General features: G+C 46.3%; 21 protein-coding genes. 6 read left to right on the top strand and 15 right to left on the bottom strand.

The window, feature by feature from the left end:
- Position 1: 1 nt before the first annotated feature.
- The 4 genes from nrdR to A1sIA79_RS02210 form a co-directional block, all read right to left on the bottom strand.
- Positions 2 to 541, bottom strand: coding sequence for a transcriptional regulator NrdR (nrdR, locus tag A1sIA79_RS02225; RefSeq protein WP_095674609.1), 540 nt, complete (start codon positions 539 to 541; stop codon positions 2 to 4).
- Positions 542 to 740: 199 nt separating this feature from the next.
- Positions 741 to 1,109, bottom strand: a complete 369-nt coding sequence (locus A1sIA79_RS02220) for a type II toxin-antitoxin system VapC family toxin (RefSeq protein ID WP_223298390.1) — start codon at positions 1,107 to 1,109, stop codon at positions 741 to 743.
- On the bottom strand, positions 1,109 to 1,399 hold the full coding sequence (locus A1sIA79_RS02215) for an AbrB/MazE/SpoVT family DNA-binding domain-containing protein (protein WP_095674607.1): 291 nt from the start codon (positions 1,397 to 1,399) through the stop codon (positions 1,109 to 1,111). Before A1sIA79_RS02215 ends, A1sIA79_RS02220 begins: the two co-directional genes overlap by 1 nt.
- A 16-nt stretch (positions 1,400 to 1,415) precedes the next feature.
- Positions 1,416 to 1,775: a LysM peptidoglycan-binding domain-containing protein gene (locus A1sIA79_RS02210; RefSeq protein ID WP_095674606.1), complete on the bottom strand. Its 360-nt coding sequence runs from the start codon at positions 1,773 to 1,775 to the stop codon at positions 1,416 to 1,418.
- A gap of 148 nt (positions 1,776 to 1,923) precedes the next feature.
- Between A1sIA79_RS02210 and lexA the strand changes: the two genes are divergently transcribed.
- The 4 genes from lexA (at position 1,924) to A1sIA79_RS02195 (ending at position 4,136) form a co-directional block, all read left to right on the top strand.
- The gene (gene lexA / locus A1sIA79_RS02205; protein WP_223298369.1) at positions 1,924 to 2,553 is read left to right on the top strand and encodes a transcriptional repressor LexA; all 630 of its coding nucleotides are present in this window, start codon (positions 1,924 to 1,926) and stop codon (positions 2,551 to 2,553) included.
- A gap of 247 nt (positions 2,554 to 2,800) precedes the next feature.
- Positions 2,801 to 3,175: a hypothetical protein gene (locus A1sIA79_RS02200; protein ID WP_095674604.1), complete on the top strand. Its 375-nt coding sequence runs from the start codon at positions 2,801 to 2,803 to the stop codon at positions 3,173 to 3,175.
- A 3-nt stretch (positions 3,176 to 3,178) separates the two neighbouring features.
- Positions 3,179 to 3,301 carry a hypothetical protein gene (locus tag A1sIA79_RS07000; protein ID WP_257789624.1) on the top strand — a complete coding sequence of 41 codons (123 nt, stop codon included), beginning with the start codon at positions 3,179 to 3,181 and terminating at the stop codon, positions 3,299 to 3,301.
- 157 nt (positions 3,302 to 3,458) lie between these two features.
- Complete coding sequence (locus tag A1sIA79_RS02195; RefSeq protein WP_095674603.1) at positions 3,459 to 4,136, top strand: hypothetical protein; 678 nt, start codon at positions 3,459 to 3,461, stop codon at positions 4,134 to 4,136.
- A 3-nt stretch (positions 4,137 to 4,139) separates the two neighbouring features.
- Here the strand turns inward: A1sIA79_RS02195 and A1sIA79_RS02190 are convergent, their stop codons facing one another.
- The 3 genes from A1sIA79_RS02190 to A1sIA79_RS02180 form a co-directional block, all read right to left on the bottom strand.
- The gene (locus A1sIA79_RS02190; protein WP_223298368.1) at positions 4,140 to 4,448 is read right to left on the bottom strand and encodes a nucleotide pyrophosphohydrolase; all 309 of its coding nucleotides are present in this window, start codon (positions 4,446 to 4,448) and stop codon (positions 4,140 to 4,142) included.
- An 8-nt stretch (positions 4,449 to 4,456) separates the two neighbouring features.
- The gene (locus A1sIA79_RS02185) at positions 4,457 to 6,310 is read right to left on the bottom strand and encodes a DUF2075 domain-containing protein (RefSeq protein WP_095674602.1); all 1,854 of its coding nucleotides are present in this window, start codon (positions 6,308 to 6,310) and stop codon (positions 4,457 to 4,459) included.
- A 247-nt stretch (positions 6,311 to 6,557) separates the two neighbouring features.
- Entirely contained in the window at positions 6,558 to 7,022 is a 465-nt protein-coding gene (locus A1sIA79_RS02180) for a hypothetical protein (protein WP_150122977.1), read from the bottom strand.
- A gap of 15 nt (positions 7,023 to 7,037) precedes the next feature.
- Between A1sIA79_RS02180 and dcm the strand changes: the two genes are divergently transcribed.
- Both dcm and A1sIA79_RS02170 read left to right on the top strand, forming a co-directional pair.
- Positions 7,038 to 8,384 carry a DNA (cytosine-5-)-methyltransferase gene (gene dcm, locus A1sIA79_RS02175; RefSeq protein ID WP_223298389.1) on the top strand — a complete coding sequence of 449 codons (1,347 nt, stop codon included), beginning with the start codon at positions 7,038 to 7,040 and terminating at the stop codon, positions 8,382 to 8,384.
- Complete coding sequence (locus tag A1sIA79_RS02170) at positions 8,377 to 8,946, top strand: hypothetical protein (RefSeq protein ID WP_095674599.1); 570 nt, start codon at positions 8,377 to 8,379, stop codon at positions 8,944 to 8,946. The genes dcm and A1sIA79_RS02170 overlap by 8 nt, the downstream gene beginning before the upstream one ends.
- A gap of 2 nt (positions 8,947 to 8,948) precedes the next feature.
- Here the strand turns inward: A1sIA79_RS02170 and A1sIA79_RS02165 are convergent, their stop codons facing one another.
- The 8 genes from A1sIA79_RS02165 to A1sIA79_RS02135 all read right to left on the bottom strand — a co-directional run bounded on the left by A1sIA79_RS02165 (position 8,949) and on the right by A1sIA79_RS02135 (position 16,527).
- A complete protein-coding gene (locus A1sIA79_RS02165) occupies positions 8,949 to 9,395 on the bottom strand; it encodes a hypothetical protein (protein ID WP_095674598.1) in 447 nt (148 codons plus the stop codon).
- Positions 9,392 to 11,413, bottom strand: a complete 2,022-nt coding sequence (locus tag A1sIA79_RS02160; RefSeq protein WP_095674597.1) for an AAA family ATPase — start codon at positions 11,411 to 11,413, stop codon at positions 9,392 to 9,394. The genes A1sIA79_RS02165 and A1sIA79_RS02160 overlap by 4 nt, the downstream gene beginning before the upstream one ends.
- Positions 11,414 to 11,566 (bottom strand): hypothetical protein, encoded by a 153-nt coding sequence (locus tag A1sIA79_RS06935; protein WP_190277080.1) that lies wholly within the window; start codon positions 11,564 to 11,566, stop codon positions 11,414 to 11,416.
- Positions 11,559 to 13,736 carry a DEAD/DEAH box helicase family protein gene (locus A1sIA79_RS02155; protein WP_190277079.1) on the bottom strand — a complete coding sequence of 726 codons (2,178 nt, stop codon included), beginning with the start codon at positions 13,734 to 13,736 and terminating at the stop codon, positions 11,559 to 11,561. The genes A1sIA79_RS06935 and A1sIA79_RS02155 overlap by 8 nt, the downstream gene beginning before the upstream one ends.
- A complete protein-coding gene (locus tag A1sIA79_RS02150) occupies positions 13,729 to 14,223 on the bottom strand; it encodes a protein-tyrosine phosphatase family protein (protein ID WP_095675469.1) in 495 nt (164 codons plus the stop codon). The genes A1sIA79_RS02155 and A1sIA79_RS02150 overlap by 8 nt, the downstream gene beginning before the upstream one ends.
- 14 nt (positions 14,224 to 14,237) lie before the next feature.
- Positions 14,238 to 15,548, bottom strand: coding sequence for a vWA domain-containing protein (locus A1sIA79_RS02145; protein WP_095674595.1), 1,311 nt, complete (start codon positions 15,546 to 15,548; stop codon positions 14,238 to 14,240).
- 90 nt (positions 15,549 to 15,638) lie between these two features.
- On the bottom strand, positions 15,639 to 16,166 hold the full coding sequence (locus A1sIA79_RS02140; protein WP_095674594.1) for a hypothetical protein: 528 nt from the start codon (positions 16,164 to 16,166) through the stop codon (positions 15,639 to 15,641).
- Positions 16,156 to 16,527, bottom strand: a complete 372-nt coding sequence (locus A1sIA79_RS02135) for a hypothetical protein (protein WP_095674593.1) — start codon at positions 16,525 to 16,527, stop codon at positions 16,156 to 16,158. Before A1sIA79_RS02135 ends, A1sIA79_RS02140 begins: the two co-directional genes overlap by 11 nt.
- Between the last annotated feature and the right edge of the window lie 159 nt (positions 16,528 to 16,686).

The following is a 16,686-nucleotide window of genomic DNA, read 5'->3' as shown; positions in this document are numbered from 1 at the left end:
GTTATTTCCCCGTCTTCTGATTAAGTGTTGCTGTTGATTTTTCTGGTGTTTGTACTTGTCGCACTTGTGCTGCTGGTGTTACCTGATTTACATTTGAAGGTAGCGCGCGGAGAAGTGCTATCTCACCTTCAAAATCTTCAAGGGAGGCAAAGTTACGGTACACGGATGCGTATCGGAGGTAGGCCACCTCATCGAGTTCGCGTAGTGGCGCAAGAATTGCCATTCCTACTTCTTGAGCTTCGATTTCTGCTTGCCCGGTTCCGCGAAGGGTCTCTTCAACTCGCTGGGCAAGTAAAACCAAATCATCTTCATCTACTGGGCGACCTTGGCACGCCTTGCGCACGCCGACAAGAACCTTCTCGCGGCTAAATGGCTCAGTGGCCCCTGATCGCTTGATGATGTTAAGCAGTGCCACCTCTTGGGTGGAAAAGCGCTGACCACACTTAGGGCATTCCCGGCGGCGGCGGATTTCTGTGCCATCAACGACCGGACGAGAGTCAACGACTCTGGAATCATCGTGTCTGCAGAACGGGCAAATCATCTCGGCGTGTCTCCCTTCGAAATACCTAGAATTTCCAATAAATGCATGTATTGGTGAATTGGTAAAACTACCGTAAAAACACTACTTATGGAAGTTTTATTGCTTTCGACCCCTACATCTAGTGGGAACTATAAAGTATTTCTTGAGACTCTGCAGGATGAAGCGCTGATCTCTTTCGCGTGTCGCAACTGGATGAGCCTTATGCCAGCAGGCGAGCGCCTTTGTGAGCCTTGGCGAGCTTGGCATCTAGGGTCCAGAGCTGGGCTTTGGTCTGGGTGGCACTGGCGCTAATAATCGCATCGGGAGTTTTTAGTCCTTGGCTCACGCGGATCGAGGCTGCCAGCTCGGCAATCTGGCTATCGAGGGCGATGATCTCGGTGGCTATCTGCAGCAGTTTTCCCATGACGGCCTGGGAGGTACCTGCCTTAAAGGCAGCGGGTAGAACTTCAGTGATGGATAGGGCCGAGAATTGATAGCGATGTGACTCTGAAAAGCTATCCACTGCAATCTGATGATGTTTATCTTCCGGATTAAGAATTGCAATCAAAACTGATGAGTCCAGAAGCACTAATCCCAATTAAGTTTTCTCTCTTCTTCCAGGTTAAAGCCGCGATAGGTATCCCCCGCAACGCGAGAGAGCTCAAGAAATAAATTCTTCTCTTCCACTTTGCGTACCTCGATAAAACCAGCGTCATTGAATGCAAATTCCACATCATCTCCTGCCTGTAATCCAACTGTTCGTAGGATATCTACGGGTATGGTCACTTGGTTCTTGGAACTAATACGACTTGTGGATGTACGACCGGCTCGAGTTTTCGGTGCAGAAACTTTCTTCTTACTCTTTACCTTAGAAGCCATAGGTAAAGGTTAGCACCTACTTCAGCGGGATGCGGATCTTCTGGCCAGCTGTGAGATCAACTGATGCCAGTGAGTTGACTGAAACAATCTCTGAGACGAGCGAGCGCAGATCTCCATCATGCTCAACGCGGGCGGCTAGTGACCACAAGGTCTCACCGGGAGCCACAGTGATTGTGATAAATGAGCCGGCAGCGGCCGGAACTACCTCGGTGCCAGCCCCAGCTTTGGCGCTGACAAGGGATGCTAAAACGATGGCAAGAGAGAGCACCACGAGGGTTCGAGCTAGACGACCACGGCGATTTAACTGGGTGCCGGACGGACGGAAGTTAGCGTTACTTGCGTAAACTCCTTGATTTGTAAGGGTTATAGCGCTCATGGTTCTCAGCTCCTGCTACTGCTTAAACCTTGGGGAAGGTTTTCGAACACTTGTTCGATGGGTAAACCATACCTGCCCCCACCGACACCTGCAAGTTATTTTCGAACATTTGTTTGAATTTATCCCCAACCTGTGGAAGAATATGTGTATGACCACAAAGCCCGAGCTCTCAGCTCGCCAGATCACCATCCTTGAATTCATCAAGACCTCATCCGAATCCCAGGGCTATGCCCCCTCTATGCGAGAAATTGGCGATGCCGCCGGCCTTAACTCCCCCGCATCGGTGAAATACCAGCTCGATATCTTGGAAGAGAAGGGATTCATCCGCCGCGATGAGAACCGCGGCCGGGCCATGGAAGTTGTCCTACCGGAGCACCTCACCGGCGCCGGCGCCCACACAGATAAGACCCGCTTTATTCCACTGGTTGGCGCAATCGCTGCCGGTATTCCCATTACTGCAGATCAACAAGTAGAGGCCACCATGCCACTACCTGAATCACTTGTCGGCAAAGGTGATCTCTTCATGTTGCAAGTCAAAGGTGAATCAATGATCGATGCCGCCATCTGCGATGGTGACTATGTTGTTATTCGCCAACAAAAAGATGCCAACAATGGCGAGATCGTGGCAGCGATGATTGATGGCGAAGCCACCGTTAAGACCTTCTCGCGCAAGGGTGGCCACATCTGGTTACTTCCTGCCAATAGCGACTTTGCTCCTATCGATGGTGACGCGTGTGAAGTATTAGGAATAGTCACAGCGGTACTGCGTTCTTTATAAAAGAGCTCTCAACTTCTTCCTAGGTTGTTCACTTACTTACGCGAAGGCGGCGGCCCAGAAGTCATCTCCGTTATTCGAAGTGTCGGCTTTCGCCTCTCAGATGCGGCGCAGCCGCTGATTGAGGCTTAATTTTCCGCTGCCGTTCACCGTTTTGAGATAGCGCCCACGCTGGCCATCCCTTAGCCTTTGCCCTGTCCGCCGTGGATACCTGCAGCAGTACTGGCTGCCTAAAGAGAGGGAATTACCCATGAAAGCACAAGATTTAATTTATCAGTGGAATCAGATGCGCTCACAGATCATTCAGGCACAGGTAGCACCAGCACTAGTTCTGATCGGCATCTTTGTCTTAGCTGCAATCGGCGCCTTTGAAAACGCCACAGATGGCGCTAAATTCCTTGCCATCGGAGTTGCAGCAGCAACTGGAATCCTGGCCATCATTTCGCAATACGCCGCCGTGCGCGAAGGCGAAGCACTCATCATTGACATCAGAGCAGCATCAGAGCAGAACGCGCTCACCAAGAAAATTGCCGACTCACGTGGTCTGCTCTCACTATCAGCTATCGCCATCGTTGGAATTGGCATTGCCACCTTCGCCCTCGTTGTCTGGGCAGTTCTAGGCTAAATTATGCGTATTGGTCTAGCGCTCATTGCTATCTACTCCGTGGCAGTTCTCTTTCTTGTCACGCGAGCAGATAGACCTTCTAAAAAGCGTGAGCGCTTAACTGGTCGTGGTGGAGATTTCGAATAGAAGGACCTTCGCTAAGTAGTATCTAGTGCGCTATATTTTCTGTAACGTCAGAGTGGTGCTCTCTAGCGCGAGCTACAGAGAAAAACCCGCAGAGTGATCTGCGGGTTTTTTATTCCCACAAACCCTAAATGTCACTGCCAGTGACTACCCTTACCCCATGGGCTTCTTCGCAGATTTCAAAGCAAAGCGGGCAGCAACAGCTGCCGCTAAAGCACACAGCGCAGCACTTGCCGACTGGGAAGATGATCGCGCAACGCTAACCAAACTCATCACCGTCTTTACTGCAGCATCCAAAGGTGAAGACTCAGTACCTAACTCACTGATGCAAAAACCTGGTGAACACACACTCTGGTCTGCCACAGGCATCTTTCATGAAACAGGTCGCACACCATCTCAATACGTTGGTGGCTCCACCGGGGTCAGCATCCCGGTAGGTGCTGGCATTCGCTTTCGCGTGGGTGCGATGCGCGGACAAGTAGTACCTGGTGAAGAGCAACAGATGGATAAGGATCAAGGCGTTGTCATGCTCACCACCGAACGGCTCATCTTCACTGGCCCCAACCACACTCGGGAATGGGACTTCGACAAACTCCTGATGGCCTCCACCACAGATGATGAATCTGATTACTTCCTAAGCGTTTCAAACCGACAAAAGACATCAGGAGTGCGCTTTAGTGTGAGAACCGGGCGAGAATTCAATAGATTCCTAGGCTCGGCAACGGTAGTCAATGAAAAAGGCTATGGAGCGCTCTTAGATGAGTTGCATAAGCTGGAGAAAGAGGCGGATGCGGTGCGGCCGGTGTTGGGTGGGGTTGTTGCCGAAATTGGTCAGTAACAGTTAGAAACGTTCCTCATTGATTTTCATTTTTTCGCGCATCACTTCAGCAAGATCAACATCTAAAACGTCACTTAGTCTGAATAGATAGAGCGCCACATCAGCAATCTCCATCTTTATATCGTTTAACTTCTCCGCGTCCAGGTTTTCTTTCTTGGATTCTTCGGCGGTCAGCCATTGAAATTCAGATACGAGTTCTCCAGCCTCACCCGCTACCGCCATTGATAAATTCTTCGGGGTGTGAAAGATCGCCCAATCGCGCGCATCTGCAAAAGCGCGAATTTCTGATTTCAATTCATTTATTTCACTCACGAGAGAACCTATCTACTCAGTCGATTTTGGAAATACTTAGCAACCTCTGGATCAGTGCAGTAAATATAGCAACCCTTCATTCCGCGAGTCATGAGGGTTCTGTAGGTATTCCTAATTATTTGGTCGGCTTTGGCACCCGCACTTATTGGGTCTTCCTTCATTTCCTTTTTGTATCCATGAAGTGAGACATCCGTGCTCGCCCGTCCTTCTGGATCCGAAACTAGCTCGCCACCTTCGATCTTGAAATCAGGGCCCACGATCACTCCGACATAATCCAGTTCTAGGCCCTGTGAAGTGTGAATACAGCCGATATCTTCAATGGAGTTTGGGTCGATAATCCAAGCACTTCCCCGAGATTCCAAGTTCCACTTAGCTGAGAAATCAAACTCAGGGAAGGTAATGTCGTCGAGTTTGGGATTGTTTTTGCTTACCCAATCCCAGCAGTATCCGGCAAGCATTCTGGACTTGTTGTTGATCTCATTCTTGCTTCTAATCTCCTTATACAACTCTGATGGATTAGTGAAGATCTTGAAGTCATAACTTGACTCTGGATAAGTCGTTTCTTCATCTGCAATAACACCTAAAACTTCATCAATCCAGGTCATGTATCCATCTGATCCATTGCATCGGAACTGAGATTTGAGCTCCAGGTGCTTCACTTCAGCATTCATGGACTTGGCAAATTTCTCAATTTCTGAAACTTCACCGATATCTTTCCAGGTCACTTTCTGAGCCTCGTCAATGAAAAATACAGAAGTCTTTGCAGCGTGGATTACTTCACGAATCTGGTTATCGCCACCTTTTGAATACTGTGTTCTTAACTTCAGCCGATGAGCTTCATCCACAATCAGGATGTCAAAATCACTTTCCTCAATTCCCGTGAAACTACCTGAGCCACTAAAAAGCTCCTTAATCTCTCCGCCTTTAAACGCTCCCTTGAGGTTCACTTCGAATACAGCACGAGGTGCAGCATTCGGCGTCACATATCGAGCGATTAGTCGTTGTCCCATCAAACGAGAGAGCGCATTAATGGCCACAACTGATTTACCGGTTCCCGGTCCACCCCTCACGATGAGCACTTGCTTCTTCCCATCAAGACCATCATGGGCAGCTTTTACGATTGATTCCAATACAGTTTTCTGATCATCAATTAATACAAATGCTTCTTTACCCTGCAGCATTCTCGACACGGCTTCCGCAAGCTGTAGTGACGGTCTGGTCGGCGCAGCGTCAATCTTTCGCAATAGCTCAACGCCATCGCCAGTCTTTATCTGGCTCGCTATCAAGCTGACAATCTCACTCTTCTGCCCCTTGATAAATACAGGCGTGTTTCTCAGCGCCTCTTCATACCTAGAATCATTGACGACTTCCAGCTCTGGGCAGTTATGCAAGTAAGCACATGAGGTCACATTTACCGGCGTCTCATAGACATATACGTTATACATCTCAAGCAAACTGGCATAACTGCGAGCCTGATATGAAGGATGGACTACATCTCGCTTTTTTTGACCCACAAATGTATTTACATGTTCAGGTAATTCTGAGTAATCAACCTCGGTCCACTGCTTTAGTTCAACAATGACAATCGATTCTTCTCCTTGAGCGTCCTTGCCGGAGACAATAAAGTCGATTCTATTTTTCAACTTATTGATCTGGTACTCGATTGCAATTCCTGCATCATCGGGAATTTCAGGGCTGGCAATAATGTGGGACATGCCATTCCCTAGTGAATTACGCCAAGAGGCGTATTCATTCTGACTCACTCCGATGCCAAGATTTTCCTTGACGGAATCGCGGACCAAGTCTTCGATGATGTGAGCATCTTCGAGAAATTGAGCCTTGTTGGCCAAATAAGCAAGCATGGGTGAAGGTTAGCCTTCACCCATGACCTTGCCTACCCTAGATAAATCTGATTACTTCATCAGTGCCTCTAATCGACAAAAGACTTTCAGGAGTCGGCTTGGGGGGAAAGATAGGTCGAGAATTCAAGGTGATGAAAATGATGCGTTGGTGCGGGAGCCGGGGTTGGGTGGGAAAGCTTCAATAACCGAATAGATGCACGGTTTCAACATCTATGTCGTGGGCTTGTTCATCAAAAAATGTGCCAATTCACTTTTCTACAGATTGAAAAATCTTCTGCTCTCGATGATTTCCAGTAACTCTGATTCTTGGAATCATAAGGAACAAGTGTTTTGCCTCTGAACAAATATGCGTCTTCCAAACATCAGGCAAATCCATGTTATTTGCAATCGTCTTTCCTCGTTCAACTTCAAACAAGATGCCGCCACCTTCAAGTGGTTTGAAATGATCTGGCCTAATTCCAGCTGCGGTCATATTTTTGAACAATCCCTTTCTTTCGCTCTGAAATCCCAGCTCAGTCATTTTCTTCAGAATCACGGATTGCACCTTTGCACTTGACGCACCGAATACATGTGCCTCGCTGATTCCCTCAGCAATCTCTGGGATTGAAAACATGCTCGAGACCTGCAATCCGAGCTTTCGTACGGCGGCTAAATTCGCCGAGTCTTCAAGCCCTGGTCTCTCAAATGCCCTGACCTGGACAAATTCAGTCATGCCCTCAGCTTGTCAGTGAATACCAAAAAGAGCTATAGCGAAGGCGCGTCGATCCCACACCTTGTCAGTCCTACTTCCTATGCTTCAGCCCGGAGGCAATACGTGGTATATAAATCTAAAAGTTATAAAGAACCCACCAACCCTGTCGGCAATGTAGCTGAGCTCTTTGCTGGCGTGGGTGGCTTTCGTATTGGCCTTGCACGTGCTGGATGGAAAACCACGTTCTCAAATCAATGGGAACCGTCAACCAAAGTTCAACATGCTTCTGATGTTTATGTCGCACAGTTCGGCGAAAAAGGTCACACTAATATTGACCTCGCTAAGATTAAATCCATTCCAAGGAATATTGATCTCCTCGTGGGCGGGTTTCCTTGCCAAGACTATTCCGTAGCTAAATCTCTAAACTCGTCCAAGGGGCTTAAAGGTAAGAAGGGTGTGCTTTGGTGGGAAATTCTTAGATTGGTTAAGCACCAGAAACCAAAATTTATATTCTTGGAGAATGTTGACCGCCTTTTGAAATCGCCATCGAATCAACGAGGCCGTGATTTCGCTGTCATGCTCAAAACTCTCGGAGCTCAAGGATATCTAGTTGAGTGGCGTGTGGTTAACGCTGCAGAGTATGGATTCCCGCAGCGACGAATTCGAGTATTTATCGTTGCAACCCGAAAAAAAACCTCAAAGATCCCGAATCCAGAAACATTGATATACAAATCCGGAATCCTGGCTCGCGCTTTACCAATTGAGAAACTAACGGTTGGTATCCAGGAAATTGATTTGAGCGACAGAGTGGAAAGAATTAGCGCCCGTTTCAATAAAGGTGAAGACAAGAGTCCATTCTTGAGTGCAGGCGTATATTTTGATGGGGTTGCGTACACCGTTCGAACTCGAGCTAAATTGACTACATCAGCTATGGTTCTTAGAGATATTTTGGTTCCTGATTCACTAGTTTCAGACGAGTATTGGATTGATGAGGAAAGACTTCCAGCCTGGGAATATCTAAAGGGTGCAAAGAGCATAGCAAGAACACACAAAGGCAGTGGAGTGACCTACAAATATGCTGAAGGCAAGATGGCATTTCCAGATCAATTAAGTAACCCAAGCCGTACCATCCTGACCGGCGAAGGAGGCACTACTCCATCTAGATTTAAGCACATCATAAAAATTAAAGACAGATGGCGCCGACTGACTCCAATTGAGCTAGAGAGACTAAATGGATTTCCTGATGATTGGACTAAGTTCAATCAACATGGAAGACTCATTAGCGATGGGAAGCGTGCGTTCTTCATGGGAAATGCCCTCGTAATTGGCTTGATTGAGAAGGTTGGAAAAGTTATCGCTTCGGAGGTAAAACAGAGTGGCTAATTTCAGGGTAGTCGAAGACGCTCTATCTGCAGTTGCTGAGGAACTCGAAACTTGCCTTACTGAACTCGTTCATAAAATTCGCTACGAGATTCAGGCGATGGATGGGCATAAGTCAATAAAGAATAGAAGTGAGTCCTTGAAAGGGGCTTTGACCGAAAATGTAAGGACGGTAAATTGGCAGAAGAAAAGTCTTTTCGAATCTCCCGATCTTGCAAATGCACCAGCTATATTTAGATTAGATGGGACTGCCCAGTGTGATCAGCGATGTGGGAGCTATCACCAGATAAATGTCGTCACTTGTTTGAATAATCGTGAGGTTATTGGGACGAATTTTCTGAAGTTGGAAGTTTCGGCAATCGAATCAATTAGAAATCACCCAGCATTTCCAATCTACGATTCCAATATACTTGGGTTGCTGATTACAATTGATGAAAATGTATTGCAGTTAGGTGGCTGGGACAAGGCCTATGCAAATTCTTCTGAATACAGTTTTGCATACAAGCACGCTTACAAGAGTTTGATTAAGTCAAATGTGTTATCACTGCAAATTCACCTAATCTAGTTTTATTCAACAAGATGATTAATTATATTCTTTGATTGAGTGTACAGCTTCGCGCTTAGCCAACCACCGAAGTCTTTCTGCTGAGCGATTTCATTTGCAAGAATCATAAGACCTCCAGCAGCGTACTGCTCTACTATGTCGTAAACAGCATCCTCATCCTGCAACACAAGATAACCTTTAGTGTCTGCTATCGCTATTGATTTGATGACAGCCATTTGCTGATCCGGGATATGCTCTAGTCTTGCTGAGTCTGTTTTGCGTGGTGGAACGTCTCTCTTCATCTTTGCTTCGAACCCAATTCCAAGACAAAGCATGAAAAGATTCAGGTTGGATATCGAAGTCTTTCCTGAATTCTTTAAGAGGTAATACTCTAAATCTTTTAGCACCGGCTTAAACTCCGGATCCCAGCTGAATGCTTGTCTTCTCGTTTTTTTGATTACTTCACTCATCCGATTTTCCTATCCGCCCAGTCTTTCCAGGCTTCATGTAACAACCAATCAGGATCTATACCAAACTCTAATGACGATCTAATATTCTTGAACTTTGGGTCCATCGCAAGATACGCCTCAATAGGTTTAAGCGTCTCAAAATATTTCTTTGTATACGGAGTGTACTCAGTGTCCTGCATTAGGAAGAATGCTTGTCGATCCGATCCAGCAATCTCTTCCTTTAAGAACACCGTGAGCATTTTCGCCAACTGTGCTCGATTTGGAGAATCTAAGCGCCCAAATGGTGTGTCAACAATAAGTGGAAATCCTAGATTAATCACTTCACGAAGCACAATCGAAAAAATGTATGCTTTCATCATTTTTTCACCCTCTGATAATTCCGTTTCTTCACCAAATTCATTCAGAGTTCGAACTTCAAAATTTTCTGTGATTTCAGTCCGGAACTTACCATCCTTAATGTGCGAGAATTTTTCAGTAAAGGATTCCTGAATTCGAGTTCGGACCTGACTGATTGCAATCTTGTGAATCTGTCTTGCCGATTTTGCAACTTCAGCAGCAAATGCAGCCTGAACTTTAAGTGTCTCGGCCTCGGCATTTCCTTTTGAAGCCAATTCAAATTCTTTCTTGAGAGTTTCAAGCTTATGGGTAGCGGCCTCGCTTTGAGCAAGCATGGTTGCATTTTGAGATACCAATTTTTCTATACTTTTATCAAGAGTTCTTCTCTCATCAGCTAGTAAACGTATTTCTGAAGCATCATGATCTTGCAATTTCTCGAGCAATCGATCTCTTTCTGCCTCCACTCGTTCGATATCTTTCGTTGATTTCTCTATTGCACGATTTTTGTCCTCAATGACTTTCCATCCTATTGCCATTTTTTGTTCTAGTAAATCTACTTGCTTCGAAGTAGTGTCCAAGACTTTTCCTAGAATGCTTGAGACCTGAAACTTTTCAATCAATCTCTTCAAGGAGTCAGCTTCCTTGCTACCAGGAGACAGGTCTGTACCGCATATACATGATTGCTCGTCGAGCAATTTTAAAATTCTGTCAGGCTCGAAGGGAGGTGGGAGACGATCTTCAGTTTTAGCGAGTTCAACTTGCTTCCTTAGTTCAGGGAAGGACGCGACTAGTAGGCCGTGTATTCCATTGGTTAGAATCTCCGTTTGGAAATCTTGTGTTGCTTGCGAGTTCGCCTCACGGTGTGACACCAATTCGAGTTCCATAAACTTAAGTCGCTCAGCGGCGTCAGTAAGACCCTCTCGCTCTGAGAGAATATGAGATATTTCTTCTTTTCTATCTTTTTTGGTGCTGAGTTCCCCTTCACCTTGCTGATACTCCAGATACAAATCAACTAACAGTTTTTGCTGGGCTTCTAGCTGCATATTTATCTTTTCGGCTTTCGCGCCAGTAAGTTTGGAGATTTTTCTATTTAAAGTCGCTTCCGCGGACGACATTTGGTTTGCAATATTTTCAAATCTGTCGACATTGGCAATCTCTCTGACCGCACTCTCCACCGCACCTTTAACTTTCAAATCGAAGAAATTTTTCATTTTCTCGCCGTCAAAGAGGAAAAAGTCCATTAGCCTGCGTGGAAAATAGTTCCCTAGCCAGGCGTCTGGATTTGCAAGAACGTCTGTAAAAGATCCCTTTTCGGATTTGCGCGTTTTGACTATAAGTTGTGACTGACCAACTCGTTTTGCGCCTCCCGACTCAGTCTTTTGGAAGACCTGTGAGCGCTGGATGTGAGCGGTTAAACCAGTTTTGTCCATAACTATTTCAGTTGTGACACCCGTCGTGATTGTCTGGCCGGATTTAGCCTCATTAAGAGCAAAGCTTGACAAGAATTTTGTCGCTTCTGGCTCGTCTCCATAAATACACCACTTCAAAGCTGACTGAAAAGTAGTCTTTCCGCGACCGTTACGGCCATTTAGGAATACAAGACTTCCGGCCTTAGAAGAAATGTCCATAGAAATTTCTGAGATAATTCCAAAATTTGCGATATCAATTTTATTGATTTTCATTTACTCGCTGCTCAATTTCTTGACCAGATTAAGGTACTCGGTAGGTCCGGCGTCCTGAATTTCAAGTGCTATGCACTGCATTAGGGCTTCCTTTATCTCCTCTGAAAAATCAGAATTTGAAACAAAAGATCTAATTACTTCAAAATCAGACATTCGTAATCACTCCTCTGGATGCAATAATCTCATGAACTTCGTCATAGTTTGCAGCGTCTTCTGCAAACTCGAGAATCCGAGCCAGCTCAACAGTCACTAGGGCTAGTCCGTTAACTGGGTCATCTACATTTTTAGGAAGTACGCAGAAATCATATATCTTTGCGATTTCCTTACCCGGGAACGGTCGCATTAAACGCCCTCGTCTCTGGATAAATTCCTTTGTATTTCCAGAACTAGCCAGGATGATTCCCATCTTTGCTGAAGGAATGTCGACACCTTCATCAAGACATTTAATCGCCAATAAAACCCCTATGTGACCCTGTGCAAATTTCTGAATAATGTACTCACGCTCGGATATTCCCCCAAATTCATCTGACGGAGCGGTTCCTTCAGCGCCAGTAATCTGTTGTGAATCAATTTTCATCTCATGAAGTATTTCGGCAACAAGGCGCAATTGCTCAAAATCTGAACAATAAATCAGGCACTGATTTAGCGGTTTAGGTAGTTCCTCCAGGAGCTTTTTTACTCCTGGGAGCTTACTGCCTGCGGATTTCACAATTGATGATCTTTGATTATACAAGTATTCCAATTGAATTGTGTCAACCTTTTCTTTGATTGCTTTTAGTTTTCCAATTTTCGCTGTTAGTTCTCGATATTTGGCTAACTCATCATCAGATAACTCTACAAATTGAGGGAAATATTCGTAAGGACAAAGAATGGGATTACCGTTTTCGTCGAGGATTCCGAGTGCTTTCTTGATTGATAACTCATAAACTGTTCCGTTAAAATACTCAATCAGGAAGTCGGTGCCTTCTTCGTCAAAGTATCTTCTGGGAGTTGCACTGAGTCCCAGACGAAAATTTGCGACCTCAACCAGTGAAGGCTTAAATTCAGGTGCACCCAACCAATGAACTTCATCTCCTACAAAAAGTGTGTTATCGAATGCGGTGGCCATTTCTCCTATAACTTTCACAAAATCATCTTTTGAAGCTGTATTCTTGACAACAATTAAGGTGAGTGAGCTACGGCGTCCTAAAATAACTTCATGTTTGATTTTCTCGAGCTTGGTACGCCAATCTCCTCCCACGTTTACTGGGGAAAATTCACTAAGCTCTTTTGACCACTGATCGCCAATATGTTGGTAAGGAACAACAATGATTGTCAGTAGTTTTCCAAGTTCAGCAGAAGATGAAATACACGCTCTGGCGGTTCGTGTCTTGCCCGTTCCTGTGGCCATTTCTAGCATTCCTCTGCGCCCTGCCGAAATCCATTTTTCTAAAGCTTCATTCTGGTACGACCTAAGCCCCCAAGGAAATTCTGGTGCCTGATTTTCAATTTCCTTTGGGAAATCGTCAGGAGCAAAGTCTGAAATAATTTTATTTTTCACGGCGGATGGAAGATCTATCGTTCTCCATTGGCCAAACAAGTTATTAGTCCACAATTTTTCAAACTGCTTTATCTTCGGATCAATCCATTTGCTTTCTCCGTCTAGCCAACTTTGATAAACATCGAAATTCTCAATATTTCTTCTCCACGCGCCCTCAGTCTCATTAACGGAGCCCGAAAATGCCACTTGATTGCCGGATGAATCAACACATATTCCAAATTTAGGATGGAACTTATCAAAGTCTTCGGGGGTCACCATGGTCAAATCTGCACTATTTGGCACAACTACCTTGATTTCTAGAAACCCTTCTCGAAGCATCCAACACATAGCCGCAACGTGACTCTTGGCTATCGATTCTTTTAGGCCACCTAGCTCATTGAAGCTGCTAATAAAATCTGCAATTAGTTTATTTGAAAATTCATCAGACTCGAAATGATTTTGAAAAATCACCGTGTCTGACGGTGTAAATGCGTGACTGGTAACGAGTCGCATTTTTCCACCATTACGTACGAGGCCAGCCACGCCTCTCGCTGCACTCGCAAAAACTCTTGAAGAAAAGTAGCCAGCCACGCGATCGTATCGAATGGATTGTTCTAGTAAGGGAACATAGAAGTTCTCGACTACGTCAATATCGCCAAAACCAGAATCATATGTAGAAAGAAATTCGATATCCGAGAACGGCATGAAATGAAGTCTATGGCGAGAGTTATGAATCTGGAAGGAGGAACAATCTTCTGAGTTGCATTTCATTTTCGTTCCCCCCGCATCCTCAACTTCATGCATGGCCAACCACGCCTTCAGCAGGGGCGAGAAAGGCCAGTGCGTTCTCCCCGATCCAGGTTGCAAAGTCCAGATTGCAGAGAGCATCGCGATCGCGCTTGGTGCGCAGAAGCTCGATTGCCATTGCTGGGTCGTGCCCTTCCTTGATCAGCACTAATGCCGTGACCAAGCCAGATCGGTTTAAGCCTGCCTGGCAACGGATAAGAACTCGATCGCCTTCCTTCCAGCGGGCGTGTGCGAATTCAACCGCATCGCGTAGGCGATCTAGATCGATATCTGTCATGGCGGCATCAGGGATTCCGTAGCGGAATTCTAGGACGCCCCCAAAAGCTGGTCGAGCTAACTCATACATCGTCACTATCGCATCAAAAGGGAGTTCATTTCTGCGGTTGTAAATACGGGCCGGAATATGAATGACGTCATCGTCATCTGTCCCTCCCATAAACAAGTTAGGCAAGATTTCAGAAAATAGTGGTGGTAGTGGGTACATGGTCTCTCTTTCTCTTAGTTTGAAGATTCTGGTGTTTGGCGTTCATTACGTGAACGGGTCTTGCGAGAATAATTCTCGTGAAGAAGTTTCTGTGAAAAAGCGGCATCTTCGACTTCTGCAACTTGTGCGAGGTTTTCCATATCTTGTGCTTCTTCCAAGATGATTGCGAGGGATTCGGCGGTGCGTTCATCAACAACCCGGATCTCTGCTGCGATACGACGTAGATTTTCAGCAGTGCCTTTAAGGCGTGAAGAAGCTTGCTTTGTATTTCCTGCCCTCAATTCGTCGGTCGCAATTGCCTTCTCTACTTGCGCAGACAAGATTAATCGCTCGGCTTTTACAATCGGATCCTCGACCCGGCCAGCTGCGACATCTGCTGGCACCACATTGACATGCACGGGAAGCACTACCTGTACTTCACATTGCTGCTGCAAGTCCAAATATTCAATGGAGATTTCTGCGACTTTGCAAAGGCCAAGTGCAGCGATTCCAGGGATGGATAGATCCATGACAAATCGGCGTTCTTCTCCACCATAAAAATCTCCAAGTTGAACGAAGTAATCGTTACCTTCTCTCCAAAATGGTAGTCGCTGGATAATCTCAATGGAAGGGATGCCCTCAGCAAGTGCGGTGGGTGTTAACTTCATAACTACGTTGACCGCAACTTTTTCCAGCAAGTCATTGAACTCAGCAGCAAAGGCGCCAATCGCTTCATCGACACCGTGAGCAAAGCGGTGTCCGCCTCCCCCACCTTGAGCAATAGCCTCAAGAATCTTTTCGTCATATCCATTAGATAGTCCGATGGTGCTGCACGAGATTTTCTCGGTCGCAGCCTTGGATGCGACGGCGGTAAAGAATGCCGGATCGGTTTCTCCGGTATTGGCATGGCCATCACTGATTAGTAGAACAGTCGTTCCCGCTTCAGCTGTGCATGTGCGAGCTTGGCGTAACGCCATTGTGTAGCCGGCTGCGATATCGGTAGATCCGCCATCTTCAATATTGCGGATCGCTTGCTTGACTGCAAGCAGATCGTGCTCACCCATGCGACGCATCGGCACAATAACTCGAGCGGTGTCATCGAAGGTGATGAGACCAAACCAGTCTTTCTTATCAAGTTGCGAAAGGAGCTTGAGGGCGGATTCTTTAGCCGCATCAAGTGGGCTTCCAGCCATGGACCCGCTGTTGTCGATTGCAAGGATTACTCCCTGTGCTGGGCGAGATCCCTGAAGTGCTGCAGTGGGGGCCTTAATTTCAACGAGCAGCGTGAGGTTCTCATCCTGCTGGTTTGCCACTAAATCGGTATCAAGAATGAACTTTGTGCGCACTGGCGTTCTCCTTTCGAACAGTGGTGATTTTCACCGTGGTTATTACTATGTGTGCAATTAACTTTTTCTTTTTCGTGGTTGATTCCATTTTCAGAGTGCAACTCGCGATCTGCGAAAGTCTGGGTAGACCTCAAAACCTGTCTCTTCCTTGATATGGAAGATGGCGCCAAAGATGAACTGTTGGAAATCTCTGGCTGAGAAATTGAAGTCGGCTAGCTCGCAAGGACCATCTTCAGAGGCCAAACATTGACGATCTGGATACTCCGGTTCATAGTCATCGACGATTAGTTCAATGTGTGCGTTGTATCGATAGAAGCCAGTTGGCTTGTTAGCCTTCTGCAAAGCTGAGCGCAGTGGCTCTGGATATTCATTCCACTCCATGAGTGGCTGAACTGTGACAACATCGTTGACCCGTGTAGAAAGAGGGCGAATTTCAAGCCGCGCTCCATCACTAGCTGGGATGCGAAGGTAAGCAAAGGCGCCGTCTTTTTGGATGTACTCAGCGAGGATTCCCAAACTGCGGAATCGACGAAGCATGTACATCGCGTGCATAGATACCGATAGATCAGTGTTGGCTGATACCAACTCTTGGAATGCATCATTGGTATTAGGCTGCAAGGCTGTACTCCCCACGCTTGGAGGCCTCAAAGCGGGCGATGTATACGGCCTCATCCACGCTGGTGAGGTGGTACATCTTTACGCCATGGCTGTGGCACTCAAACCAACGAAGCTCGCGGCGCTTGGACGAGAGCCCATCTGCCTCAGCGCGCATGCGGGCGTTCTCCGCCCTTTGCACGGCGTATTTCACACGGTCTATCGAGCGGAAGCACTTCTTCTCACAACGCTCTTCTAGAACCTTGACTAGGCGGTTTTCAGGCTTTTGGCCCTTGGCACGGTTTGCATACTTTCCTGCTGGGCGTTGGCAGCTGCGATCCTTGCACACTGCAAAAGCACCCTTAGAGAACTTGTCAGCACTCACTGTTTAACTCCTACTTCTTAAGGCCTTCTGAGCCTTACTTGGTATAGCCGGTGTGGCTAGGGTCCTATTATAAGCAAACATTACTAAATATTGCAAATCGAGACACGCCGTTACTGAGCGTAATTTCAAAAAATACCTAAAAATATTTCCAAAAAATCG

Origin of the sequence: Candidatus Planktophila versatilis, from assembly GCF_002288105.1 — a bacterium.
Classification (GTDB): domain Bacteria; phylum Actinomycetota; class Actinomycetes; order Nanopelagicales; family Nanopelagicaceae; genus Planktophila; species Planktophila versatilis.
This window is presented reverse-complemented; position numbering and strand designations above follow the sequence as displayed.